10 protein-coding genes, 1 tRNA gene and 2 pseudogenes are annotated in these 12,223 nt (G+C 58.7%); 8 read left to right on the forward strand and 5 right to left on the reverse strand.

Annotated features, from left to right (window positions below; all coding sequences use genetic code 11):
• The 4 genes and pseudogenes from QZ638_RS18175 to QZ638_RS18190 all read left to right on the forward strand — a co-directional run.
• Positions 1-266: pseudogene (locus QZ638_RS18175) on the forward strand (protein translocase subunit SecDF); the annotation flags it as partial.
• Complete coding sequence (locus QZ638_RS18180) at positions 266-655, forward strand: Mth938-like domain-containing protein (protein ID WP_295813325.1); 390 nt, start codon at positions 266-268, stop codon at positions 653-655. The pseudogene QZ638_RS18175 and the gene QZ638_RS18180, both read left to right, overlap by 1 nt.
• 1 nt (position 656) lies before the next feature.
• Positions 657-1,505, forward strand: coding sequence for a phytoene/squalene synthase family protein (locus tag QZ638_RS18185; protein ID WP_295813326.1), 849 nt, complete (start codon positions 657-659; stop codon positions 1,503-1,505).
• 78 nt (positions 1,506-1,583) lie between these two features.
• A complete protein-coding gene (locus QZ638_RS18190; protein WP_295813327.1) occupies positions 1,584-3,341 on the forward strand; it encodes a DUF4153 domain-containing protein in 1,758 nt (585 codons plus the stop codon).
• Between the two features lie 175 nt (positions 3,342-3,516).
• On the opposite strand, the gene trmFO is transcribed toward QZ638_RS18190, so the two are convergent.
• Together trmFO and QZ638_RS18200 are read right to left on the reverse strand one after the other, a co-directional pair.
• Positions 3,517-4,920 carry a methylenetetrahydrofolate--tRNA-(uracil(54)-C(5))-methyltransferase (FADH(2)-oxidizing) TrmFO gene (trmFO, locus tag QZ638_RS18195; protein ID WP_295813328.1) on the reverse strand — a complete coding sequence of 468 codons (1,404 nt, stop codon included), beginning with the start codon at positions 4,918-4,920 and terminating at the stop codon, positions 3,517-3,519.
• 636 nt (positions 4,921-5,556) lie between these two features.
• Positions 5,557-5,697, reverse strand: coding sequence for a DUF1127 domain-containing protein (locus tag QZ638_RS18200; RefSeq protein WP_007008226.1), 141 nt, complete (start codon positions 5,695-5,697; stop codon positions 5,557-5,559).
• A gap of 333 nt (positions 5,698-6,030) precedes the next feature.
• On the opposite strand from QZ638_RS18200, the gene QZ638_RS18205 reads away from it, so the two are divergent.
• Together QZ638_RS18205 and tig are read left to right on the forward strand one after the other, a co-directional pair.
• Positions 6,031-6,115 (forward strand) — tRNA-Leu (locus QZ638_RS18205).
• A gap of 88 nt (positions 6,116-6,203) precedes the next feature.
• Complete coding sequence (tig, locus tag QZ638_RS18210) at positions 6,204-7,643, forward strand: trigger factor (protein ID WP_295813329.1); 1,440 nt, start codon at positions 6,204-6,206, stop codon at positions 7,641-7,643.
• An 88-nt stretch (positions 7,644-7,731) separates the two neighbouring features.
• Here the strand turns inward: tig and QZ638_RS18215 are convergent.
• Positions 7,732-7,899, reverse strand: a pseudogene (locus tag QZ638_RS18215) (JAB domain-containing protein); the annotation flags it as partial.
• A 375-nt stretch (positions 7,900-8,274) separates the two neighbouring features.
• Complete coding sequence (locus tag QZ638_RS18220; protein ID WP_295813330.1) at positions 8,275-8,511, reverse strand: helix-turn-helix domain-containing protein; 237 nt, start codon at positions 8,509-8,511, stop codon at positions 8,275-8,277.
• Between the two features lie 295 nt (positions 8,512-8,806).
• On the opposite strand from QZ638_RS18220, the gene QZ638_RS18225 reads away from it, so the two are divergent.
• The gene (locus tag QZ638_RS18225; protein WP_295813331.1) at positions 8,807-9,979 is read left to right on the forward strand and encodes a hypothetical protein; all 1,173 of its coding nucleotides are present in this window, start codon (positions 8,807-8,809) and stop codon (positions 9,977-9,979) included.
• Between the two features lie 251 nt (positions 9,980-10,230).
• On the opposite strand, the gene QZ638_RS18230 is transcribed toward QZ638_RS18225, so the two are convergent.
• Positions 10,231-10,476 carry a DUF2188 domain-containing protein gene (locus QZ638_RS18230; RefSeq protein WP_295813332.1) on the reverse strand — a complete coding sequence of 82 codons (246 nt, stop codon included), beginning with the start codon at positions 10,474-10,476 and terminating at the stop codon, positions 10,231-10,233.
• 536 nt (positions 10,477-11,012) lie between these two features.
• Here QZ638_RS18230 and QZ638_RS18235 point away from each other — a divergent pair.
• The coding region (locus QZ638_RS18235; RefSeq protein ID WP_295813333.1) for a caspase family protein at positions 11,013-12,223 on the forward strand (1,211 nt) is incomplete at its 3' end.

Genomic DNA, 12,223 nt, shown 5'->3' on the forward strand with positions numbered 1-12,223 from the left:
TGAACCCGACCTTGCCGCGTACCATCCAGACGTCGCTGACGACCGTCCTGGCGCTGCTCGCGCTGTTCTTCTTCGGCGGCGAGGTGCTGCAGTCCTTCGTGGCCGCGATGATCTTCGGTGTCGTGGTCGGTACCTATTCGTCGATCTTCATCGCGGGCCCGCTTCTGATCCTGTTCCGCATGCGCTCCACCGGAGCGCTCGGCGCCGAGCAGGGCGGTGATAGCGTGGCCGGTTCGGAAACGACCGGACAGTTGCCGGCCAAGTGATGGCGGGCGGTATCGAAATCCGCGCAGCCCATTTTCCGGGCCGCGCGCCGATCGATGCTTACGGCAATGGCGGTTTCCGCTTCGCCGATATGTCGCATCGGGGTTCCATTCTGTGTCTGCCTTCAGGCATTCACGGGTGGAACGTGACCGCCTTCGACAGCCTGCGTGAAGACGATGTTGCCAGGCTCTTCGACGAGGCTGCCGATTTCGACATTCTGTTGTTGGGGACGGGGAAAGACCTGGTTCCGATGCCGGTGGAGATGCGTAGGCGCTTCCGCGAAGCCGGCGTGGCGGTGGAAACCATGGCCACGGGTGCGGCGGTGCGGACGTACAATGTATTGCTTGCTGAAGATCGCACGGTGGCAGCCGCGTTGATCGCTGTCGATTGAGATGGCCGATACGCACCAATTCGTTGTGTCGCTGGTGCGGAGCACCGATCCTGACCGCTATCTCTCGGTGCTTTACGCACCGGAAGATAAGCGCGCGGCGCTTTTCGCTCTTTATGCTTTCAATGCCGAGATTGCGGGGATTCGCGATCGGGTGAGCGAGCCCTTGCCCGGCGAAGTACGTCTTCAGTTCTGGCACGATGTACTGACGGCAGAGGCGCGGCCTGAAAGTGCGGAAGGTTCGCCGCTTGCCATGGCGTTACTTGATGCGATCCGCATTCACCAGCTTCCGGTGCAGCCATTGCTCGACCTGTTGGAGGCGCGCACCTTCGACCTCTACGACGACCCGATGCCGAGCCGAAACGATCTGGAAGGCTATTGCGGCGAGACTGCATCGGCGCTGATCCAGCTTGCCGGACTGGTGTTGGATCCTTCGTCTGCCATGCGCTTTTCGCAGCTTGCCGGCCATGCCGGCTGCGCGCAGGCCATTGCCGGGCTTTTGCGTATGTTGCCGATTCACCGCAGACGGGGCCAGTGCTACATCCCCGGCGACCTGCTCAGCGCTGCCGGAACGACACGCGAGAATCTTCTAAACGGCCAGGACCGGGTTGCGGCCGCGCGCGCCGTGGCCGCGATGATCGCGCTGGGCAAGCACCACGCGGCGACGTTTGAGGCCGAAGCGAAAACGTTGACCGCATCCCTGCGACCGGTCTTCCTGCCGGCAGGGCTATCAATGGCCTATCTCAACCGTCTCGAGATGAACGCCGATAAGACGCTCGACGATGTGGTGACGCTGGCGCAATGGCGGCGGCACTGGCTGATGTTCCGACATGCCGCAAGGGGATGGGAATAAAGCCCCGTTGGCGTTGCCCAATTTGTGCCGCGCTCTGATGGTCCTGATCTTCGAACCGTTCGATTTGGGGGAAATCTATTGTCTGGACGATTGAGGGAAGCCCGTGACAGCGCCGGTTGGCTGGCATCCCTGCGCGAGGCGCTTGCGGCGATGGGAGACGCTCTGTCACGGTTTCCGGTTACGGTGATCTTCCTCTTCCTGACGGCCGCTCAAACCAATGCGATGGTCGCCGGCGTCGATCTCCTCCCCGGTTGGGCTATAGACGCTGCGCGCGAAGAAGACCTGTTCTTTGCGCTGATGGCGGCGGTACTCGCATCATTCGCTGCAACGCTTTTTGCACAGGCATGGCGCCTTTCCGGGTGGGCCGTCCTGGTGCTGCCGGTGTTTGCTGGCGTCGCCGCCTTTGTCGTCATGTGGCCGGGCTTCACCGAGCGGACGGTGGAATGGGCATTTATGCTTTCCCTGGCGGCGCTCGTGCCTGTCGCCCCTTTTACAGGCAGGGGGACGGGCGGCGCCTTCTGGATGTTCACCGCACGACTTGCCTTTGCAGCAGGCCTCGGCCTCATAGCCTTCGCCCTGTTTGGCGGCGGTATATCCGCTATTCTGGCGAGCCTCACCCATTTGTTCGGTCTCGATGTTCCGAGCGATCTTTACGAACACATATGGGCCTCCATCGGTCTTTTCGTCGCGCCGTTGTTCGGACTTGGCCAGACACCGCGCGCGTTTGATGAAGAGCCAGGCGGCCACGAGCACGACATGATGCGCCGCGGCATGCGCGCTCTGGGCGATTTCGCTGCTGTACCGCTGCTCATTGTCTATGCGGTAATCCTGCATCTCTACGCTGCTAAGATCGGTTTCACAGGAGAAGTCCCGCAGGGGCAGATCGGTTGGCTTGTGCTTACCTACGGGGTCTGCATCGTTGCGGTTCTGCTTTTGACAAAACCGTTCCTCGATACGGCCCGAGCCCCGACCCGTTTCTTCGTGCGCTTTTGGCCGCTTTTCCTTCTGGTGCCGCTTGGACTGTTGTTTTATGCGCTTTCGCTGCGCGTGGGTGCATTCGGCTGGACGACGCAGCGTTATTTCCTGGGCTTGTTCGGCCTGGTTACGCTGGTGTTGGTCGCCTTGCAGGCCGTGCCGCGATTGCGTGGCGATATCCGCGTGATCGCCGCAATTCCCGCGTTTGCTCTTCTGGTTGGCAGCTTCGGCCCGCAAGGCGCACTTGGCTGGTCGATCAAATCGCAGCGGGCGCGGTTTTTCGAGATTGTGCAGGGAGGGACTTCGGACGCGCAGGCGAAGACGGAAGCGCTCGCCGCGCTTCGTTACCTCAACGGAAGGAATGCTGTACTGGAAGTGGCGCCCGACGGATTCGTTCCGAACGAGGACGAGAGTTTCTATCGGCAGGTGGCAATTGCCTGGGGGCTCGACCCGGACAACCCCGTGCAACGGGGGCGACAGGGTTTCTCCTATAGCAACCCGGACATTGCGGCGTTTGCATCCGACGGCTTCGATACCGTGATCCAGAATGCACAGTTCCATCTGGACACGGTTCCGGTGGGTGGCGTCGAATTGCCGGGTGGGGCTGTTCTCAGGCTGGTTCTGAGCAAGAATGGACTGTCGGTGGAGCCGGAAAAAGGGGCGGTGACGTTGTTTCCCATCGATACGGCAGAGATTATCGCTCTTTCGTCGCGAGAGGCACAGCCGGCCAAGCTGCGTCTTGAGGCGGACGGTCGTGAGATCGTTCTTGTACCCACCTATCTTTATGCAAGGTCAGATTCGGAGACAATTCTCGAGAGTTTTTCGGGGAGCGTGCTTCTGCGAAGCGCCGACTGGCCGTGAGACTGAAAGAATAAGAGGCCACTGGTGGACGATCCCAGGACGGCTTCGTTTCACGCCCAAAAGGCCGCAAATGGCGTCTCCGGTGCGCTGGGCACCTGATTCATATCCGGATTCCAGCTCTGAAAAGACCTTTCCGTCGGGTCAGGGTTCGACCGGAAACGGGGCCGGGATGCCTTTATTCGGCGGCTGTGGCGATGGGTGGAGCGGCAAGCCAGTTCTTGAAGTCGACGAGCGCGCGCGCCGTCAGCGCCTTCTTCTTTGCAATGGATTTTTCCTTACCGCGAAGGCGTTTTCCCTCGGGCTTGGGCACGTCGACCGGCGGAAATAAGCCGAAATTGACGTTCATCGGCTGGAATGAGCGTTTGCCGGGTTCGTCCTCGGAAGGGATGTGCCCGCCGGTAATGTGATTGAGCAATGCGCCGAAAGCGGTGGTCGCCGGCGGTGCGGATACAGGTCGTCCCAGGCGTTCGGCGGCGGCGAAGCGGCCGGCGATCAGGCCCATGGACGCGCTCTCCACATAACCTTCACAGCCTGTGATCTGCCCGGCAAAGCGCAAGCCAGAGCGGTTTCTCAGTTGCAACGTGCCGTCGAGTAGCGTGGGCGAGTTCAGATAGGTATTGCGGTGCAAACCGCCCAACCGCGCAAACTCCGCATTCTCCAAACCGGGGATCATACGGAAAATGCGTGCCTGTTCGCCGTATTTCAGCTTCGTCTGGAACCCGACCATATTATAGAGCGTGCCCAATGCATTGTCCTGGCGCAACTGCACGACCGCATAGGCTTTTTCATGCGGCTTATGGGCATTCGTAAGACCCATCGGTTTCATGGGGCCATGACGCAGCGTCTCCGGCCCGCGTTCGGCCATCACTTCGATAGGCAGGCAACCGTCGAAATAGGGCGTGCCTTCCCATTCCTTGAACTCGGTCTTGCCGCCGTCGAGGAGGGCCTGGATAAACGCTTCGTACTGCGCCTTGTCCATCGGGCAGTTGATGTAGTCCTTGCCCGTGCCTCCGGGACCGACCTTGTCGTAGCGCGACTGGAACCAGGCGGTGTCGAGGTCGATGGAATCGAAATGAACGATGGGCGCGATCGCATCGAAGAAGGCCAGCGATTGTGCGCCCGTGGCTTCCGAAATGGCTTCGGCCAGAGAGGGCGCTGTCAGAGGACCGGTGGCGATGATCGCCTGATCCCAGTCTTCAGGTGGCAGGCCGGTGATCTCCTCGCGTTCGATCGTGATTAGCGGGTGCGTCTCAAGCGCCGCCGTGACGGCATCGGAGAAACCGTCGCGGTCGACGGCGAGCGCGCCGCCGGCAGGCACCTGGTTGGCGTCGCCCGAGCGCATGATGAGCGAGTCGGCAAGACGCATTTCAGCGTGCAGGAGGCCGACCGCATTGGTCTCGGCATCGTCGGAACGGAAGGAGTTGGAGCAGACCAGTTCGGCAAGGCCGCCGGTCTTGTGGGCATCGGTGCCGCGCACCGGCCGCATTTCGTGCAGGATGACGGGAACACCCGCCTGTGCCGCCTGCCATGCGGCCTCGGAACCGGCGAGACCGCCGCCAATGATGTGTATCGGTTTCATGACATGGAGATAAGCCGCCGGACCATGGAATGCAACGGTTCGCGGCGAGCGTTGTCAAGCAAATTTACAGAGCCGGTGCGGCAGCGGTTTCTCGACACCTGACTAACTGTGAACGGGAATGCGGCGGGGCCTGTATTTTCGCAGGTAGGTTCGCGACGAAGGCAAAAAAACGACACCCGCCGGGGGAGGAGATCCGGCGGGTGTCGCTATGGGATGACCGGCAATTTGGGAGGAGGAGGTTGCCGGTCTATTCGCCAGGGTTGGGAGGAGGTAACCCGGACGAAATTCATAAAACTCAAACTCTGACAGCGCCCATATAGGAACGCTTCTGCCCGGAAACAACACCCGCCGAGGGAGGAGGTTCGGCGGGTGTCGTTTTGGGATGACCGGCAATCGGGAGGAGGTGGTTGCCGGTCGTTTCCTTCGGAATTGGGAGGAGGATAACTCCGAAGGAAGCTCTAAAACTCTGATTGGCTCGCTCTTTCGAGCTTGCCGCCCGTTCCAACACCTGCCGGGGGAGGAGATCCGGCAGGTGTTGTTTTGGGGTGACCGACAATTGGGAGGAGGAGGTTGTCGGTCATATTCGTCAGGATCGGGAGGAGGTGATCCTGGCGAAACTCGTAAACTGGTGCGCCCTTAGAGGGACTTGCGTGCAACGAACGGTATGTCGCCGCGGGAGATGCCCAGATCGTTCAGCTCACGGTTGGACAGGCGGCTCAGTTCGGTGACGGTCTGACGGTAACGGCGCCAGTTGCGGTAATTGCGGATGATGTTCATCTCAGTGCTCGCTTCGTTGAATTCTGTATTCGTTTGTTGAGCCTGAGATAGTCCCAACCCGTGCGGCTTTGAAGTGCTAATGTTGCATGACAGCAATGCGATTTGTGCAATGCAACATGGCTGTTTTGCGGCTGCGTTATGTTCCCGGGTGGGCGGCATTATAATCGATTTATGAAAAGCACGGGAAAAGCGGGAGGAGGACCGGGCGCCGACGGTCTCGCCCAAGGCATCAAAAAAGCCCTGAATCTTGCCAATTTTGCTTTGATACACTAGGTGCAAGTGATATAGAACCCGCGCTTTCGGAAGCTTAAGGCGTTCCTTGGGTCTTTCGAAGCGGGTGTGGTGGAATTGGTAGACACGCAGGATTTAGGTTCCTGTGGCGCAAGCCGTGGGGGTTCAAGTCCCTCCACCCGCACCAGAAGGGCCATTCCCGGTAAGATTCCCCGACAGGAAGAGCGGTGGGCGCCGTGAAAGCGGCGGCAAAAGCGAATACAAAGGTATGATGGATGCAGGTAACCGAAACTCTCAACTCAGGGCTCAAGCGCGAACTTAAAGTTGTCGTTCCTGCCAAGGACATGGAGGCGCGTCTCGCACAGCGCCTCGATGACGCGAAGGGCAAGGTGAACCTCAAGGGTTTCCGCCCCGGCAAAGTGCCCGCGCAGCACCTGCGCCGCGTTTACGGCAAGTCTTTCATGGCCGAGGTCGTGAACGAGATCCTTGCGGACACGCAGAGCATCTTGACCGACAGAGGCGAGAAGCCGGCCATTCAGCCGGAGATCTCGATGACCGAGGATGAGAAAGAAGCGGAGAAGGTTCTCTCCGGCGATGCCGACTTTGAATTCTCAATGTCCTACGAAGTCATTCCGCCGATCGAATTGAAGGACTTCTCCGACATCAAGATCACGCGTCAGGTTTATGACGTGCCGGATGAGGAAGTCGAGGAGCAGGTCAAGCGCGTTGCCGATTCCGCCCGCACCTACGAACTGAAGAAGGGCAAGGCGGCCGACGGCGACAAGGTCAAGCTCGATTATCTCGGCAAGATCGACGGTGAGCCCTTCGATGGGGGCGCTGCGGAGGATTCCGAGGTCGTGATCGGCATGAACCAGTTCATTGCCGGTTTCGAGGAGCAGCTCGTGGGCCTGAAGGCGGACGACGAGACGACGATCAAGGTCACTTTTCCGCAAGAGTATGCAGCCGCGCATCTCGCCGGCAAGGAAGCCGAGTTCGACGTCAAGATCAAAGAGATCTCCAAGCCCAATGAGCTGGAAATCAACGATGAGACGGCCAAGCAGCTCGGCCTGGAATCGGCCGACAAGCTCCGTGAGATCGTTCGCGGACAGCTCGAAAACCAGTTCGGCCAAGTGACGCGCCAGAAGGCGAAGCGCCAGATCCTCGATGCGCTGGATGAATCCTACAAGTTCGAGGCTCCGTCCAAGCTCGTGGAAGCCGAGTTCGAAAACATCTGGAATCAGGTGACCCGCGATCTGGAAAGTGCAGGGCGCACCTTTGAGGATGAAGAGACGACCGAGGAGGAGGCGCGTGAAGAGTATCAGCGTCTGGCCGAGCGCCGTGTGCGTTTGGGCCTCGTCCTGTCCGAAATCGGCGAGAAGGCCGAGGTGACAGTGGGTGACGAGGAGATGCAGCGCGCGCTTATCGAGTCGATCCGCCGCTACCCGCCGCATCAGCAGCAGGAAATTTACGAGTTCTATCGTCAAAACCCGCAGGCCATGGCCAATATCCGTGCGCCGCTGTTCGAGGAGAAGGTCATCGACCATCTGCTTGGCGAAATCGCGGTTACCGACGAGAAGGTCTCCCGCGACGAGCTGATGGCTGACGACGAGGACGAGGCGGAGATGAAGCCGGCGAAGAAGGAGAAGGCTGCTCCTAAAAAGAGGGCCGCTCCAAAAAAGGCTGCTGCAGCCAAGAAGAAGGAGAAGGGCGAGTAGGCCTTTCGTTTTTTCTTCACAAAGTCATGAAAGGCCGCTCATGGAGCGGCCTTTTTTGTGTCGGATTTGGCAACTCTTACGCCGAAACTCAGATGAGCTGCAGACCCTTGAAGCTGACGTGGTTCTTCTTGCCGATGATGATGTGATCGTGGACCGATATTCCCAGTGGACTGGCCGTATCGATTATGGTTTTGGTCATGTCGATATCGGCCCGCGAGGGGGTTGGATCGCCAGAGGGGTGATTGTGGATCAAAACACCCGAAGTATAAATCGCCTTATTTATCAGTATTTTCGTCGATCTAGAAATCATGTTGGGGTATGGGTCTGGTGCATCTATCTCGTGACACTTTGTGATTTTCAGTGCACATAACGACTGGCACTTCTGCTGTCAGGTCAGGCATGCACGAGCACTGTTTCCGAACCCCTAGAACACTACTACGATCTTGCCGCAACTTGCACAAGCGACTGCGGTGGGAACGGACCTGCGTGGCTCGATTTGGATGCCTGCCTGACCAAATTCGGTCAGCATCGGTCGGGTGCCATTGGATGTGGCGCTTCACTAAGCCGTTCGGCGGAGACCAATCGTGCCTTCGGTTGCTATCTCAATCCGTCAGTGGAGCGGGCTTCCGTGTCAGGCCTCTTCAGCGGGGAGGACTGTTGATAAGAGAGACCTTGATGGCCTGCAGATGATGAGGTTCGACCGGTCCCACTTTTCCAGTTCGTCTGCGGGGTACAAGACGGCCTTCCCGATCTTGATGAAAGACGGTCCAATCCTCATTGAGCGCCAGTTGCGAAGTGTGCCCTCGCTGATTTGGTCACGATAACGTTCGATAACTTCCTCTACGGTGAGATACACTGGAACAGGCACAATTTCCCCTATACTTGAACAACAAGGTGATAGCGCGTTGCGCTTCTTTGAGCGACCGCCGATGTGAGTGGTGTGGCAAGGATTTGGACCCGTCAGCGTCTGCGTTGCGATCCTTTGCCTGAAAACCGGTGCGTTCCCGGGGCACATGGGCATTGCATTCAGTTCTGCCGATCTCTGTGCCGAATAGTCGAGGCAGTCGGTCGGAAACCGCAGAGGGCGTTGGAAAATTGAAGGGTTTGCAGTGTCTCGAGTCTTTACGCGCGAAGAGTTTTACGAGCTCGTCTGGTCCAAGCCAATGACACATTTGGCGAAGGAGTTCGCGATATCCGACGTCGCGCTTCACAAGATATGCAGAAAGCACGACATTCCCAATCCGCCGCTGGGCTGGTGGGCGAAGAAGGCGGCGGGAAAAAAGGTGAAGCAAACCCCGTTGCCGAAGGCCGAGGCGGGCGGCGGCGAACGCATTACGATCGCCAGCGGCAACTTCAGCCGTGAATCCGCCATGCTTATCGATGTGCGCGAACAGGCGCGCATAGTGGCGTCTGACGGCGACGACGATGACATGGCGCCATCGCACCCGATCGTCGAGCGCACGCTGGCTAAGCTTAGAAAAGCAAAGGTATCAGACATTGGCATCGTAGCCGCAAATGGAGCCGGGTTTATCAAGTGTGAGGTGGCCTCGTCGTCAGTCGACCGCCTTGCTGTCGCTCTACCTCGGATCGTGCGAGCGGCTGCACTCCAAAGGTTTGAACTCGTCGCAGGTGAGGGGGCGGCGAAATTCAAATCCGAAACCGAAACGGTCGGCTTCTCGATCACCGAATCGATCAGGCGTGAGACGCATGTGTTGACCGACGCCGAACGGGCGAAGAAAGAAGCGTGGCAGCGGAAGCGGGATCGGGCGGCACGGCGAAATTCATGGGACGACTTATTCTTCGACAGGCCGCGTTTTCCCGAATGGGACTTCCACCCAACTGGTCAGCTCTCATTCGAGTTCGAGCAGACCTATGTTCCGAGAGGCGTTGCGCCCCGACGCAGCTTCCGCGATGCCAAGGTTCAGCGGCTCGAGAAGATGGCGACTGATATTGCCGTCGGTCTTGCGGTGCTAGCTGCGGCGAAGACGGAACAGCGCCTCAAGTGTGAAGCGGAACAACGGCGGCTTGAAGAGGAGCGTCGACTCCGCGAACTGGCTGCGCGCGCTCGCCATATTGAAGAGCGCCGATTAGCCGGACTGAGTGCGGTCTTGTCTGAGCTTGATGAACTCGATCGGCTGCGCCGTCTCATCAGCATGCTCACTTCGGAGATTTCCACTGCGCCGACGCCACGGCTGTCGGCCTTTCTAGCTTGGGCGAGAGAACACCTGGCGAAGCGCGAAGCACTCCTCACAGCCAATGCGATGGAGGAGCGGCTGGAGGCTGAGCGGCTATTCGGTGATGATGACGATCATGGCTTCACGCCATCGAGATGGTAGTAGGCGAGGGAACGGGCAGCGTCATATCGCGCCCTCGCGAAGCGTGACATTTGCTATGTTGTTACGCCTTCCTTCGTCACCTGTCGGTCTGCGATCTTTGTGGATCTTCGATTGATCAATGTCTGACGCAGTTCTTGATGACGCCTTTCGACTTCATCCTGCTGGTCCAGCGGTAGCTCGGACAGGATTTCTTCTATCGTGCGGGGCATGAGATTGACCTTCGCTAGGTTGCGGATGATCCATAGTCGAAATTAGCCAGGTGATTTTTTCGGGTCGGCAGAGCGTGGAAATGTGCGTTCCTCCTGAAACTTGCCGTCGACCTTCTGAATCTTGACTGATCCGCCGGCCTTGCCGACAGCCTTTTCAAGGGCGCCGCCCTTTGTAGCTTCAGCCTTCTTGTCGAAGGTCGCTGTAGGGCGGCTTGCGCCGTCCTTGGTCAGATCCCAACGATCTTTCTTCTCATTGTGAGTGAGCGTGAATTTCGGCAGCTTGGCCATCTCTTCCTCCAGATATGTCGCCTCGTCGGTTTGCGTATGGGGCCGTCTCGACATTGGTTGGAAGACGGCTCGTAAATTCGAATGAGCTGGTTGATGGGCTAGTATTTCGTCCTCACGAACGAGCCAATCGTCCCGTCGCATTTGTAGTCTCTTGTTTTTATGCTTATTCAGTGTCGCATCGTAGCTCTTCTTGTTGAAGCATGCCACGGCGGCATGCGCGCGCCGTACTCCCATAATTTCGTATCGAAGGTGATTTGATGGTCGCGCAACTGGGCGGCCAATCGGAAGCGGTCATGCATCGCTATCGAGTCCGCAAGAGTTGTTCCTTACGTGCCTCAAAATCTGATATGTAAAGATGGCGGAAAATTTGGATCAATGGGACCGTCTATCTGGCAAAATGTAGCAACGTGACTTACTTTTTATGTAGATCAGATTTAAGTGATAGAGGGCGGCATGGCGTTGAGACCGGGCGATACAATTCAGCTGAAATCGGGCGACCTGGTTTTGCGTCCTTTCAAGTGACGCGAGGCTGATTGATGATCCGGGGGGCGTTCATCGGCATCGATCGGCATGTGGATCCATTCATTGGTGATCTGACGGGAGCCGCGCGCGACGCCACGGCTTTATGGGCAGTCCTGTCGGACAGCATCGCCGACCTAGACGCCCCCGTCATCACGGACAGTGCGGCGACACTGGCTGCGATGCGCGATGTGCTCGACGCGACGCTCGACGCTGCGGATGAAGACGATGTGGTGATCCTCGGGTTCGCGGGACACGGCACGCAAGACCACCGCCTGGTTCTGCATGATACGGACGTAGCCGATCTGCCGAACACGACGCTTGGCATGGACGAGCTGGCTCAGCGTTTTCGAGAGACCAGAGCGCGCGCAGTCATCCTCTTGCTTGTTTGCTGCTTTAGTGGCGGTGCTCCGGCGCGCGTGATCGACGCCGGCTTGGTTCCCCGCGACGCTGTGGCTTTCCCGCTCGTTCAGGTGGCAGGTCAGGGACGTATCCTGTTCGCAGCATCGTCGGCCGATCAGGAAGCGCTCGAAGATCCCCAGTCGCGGCACGGTCTCTTCACCAAGGCCGTCATTGACGTTTTGCTTGAGGCAAACGCCCCGCTCGGCGTGCTTGAGCTTGTCGATCGCGTTACTCGCCTTGTCACGGCGAACGCTGGGCGATTTGGCTATATCCAGTCGCCTACCATGTTCGGCCAGACCGAAGGCGATCTTGTCCTGCCTCCTGGCCAGATCGGTGCCCGCTATCGCGAAGCCTTTCCTGAACGCGTCAATTTTCAGACGACGGGCGACATACGCGAATTGGCAGCTGCGGGCATTCCGCAAGAAGCGGTCGATGCATGGCAGGAGCGCTTTTCTCAAGGGCTCAACGAGCTTCAGATCGAAGCAGTCAACGAAAAGGGGGTGTTGGACGGTGACTCGCTCATGGTCGTCGCGCCGACCAGTGCAGGAAAGACCTTCATCGGTGAGTTGGCGGCGCTCAAGGCCATTGCGGATGGCCGCAAGGCCGTGTTCCTGCTGCCGTACAAGGCGCTCGTGAACGAGAAGTTCGAGGACTTCTCGGCCCTTTACGGCGATCGTCTGGGGCTCCGGATCGCCCGATGCTCTGGCGATTGGCAGGATCAGGTCGGTACTGTTCTAAGGGGCAAGTACGACATCGCGTTCTTCACCTACGAAAAATTCCTCAGCATGTCGGTCGCCTCCGCGCACATGCTCAATCAGATCGGCTT

It is taken from the genome of uncultured Nitratireductor sp. (assembly GCF_913053745.1).
Taxonomy (GTDB): domain Bacteria; phylum Pseudomonadota; class Alphaproteobacteria; order Rhizobiales; family Rhizobiaceae; genus Nitratireductor.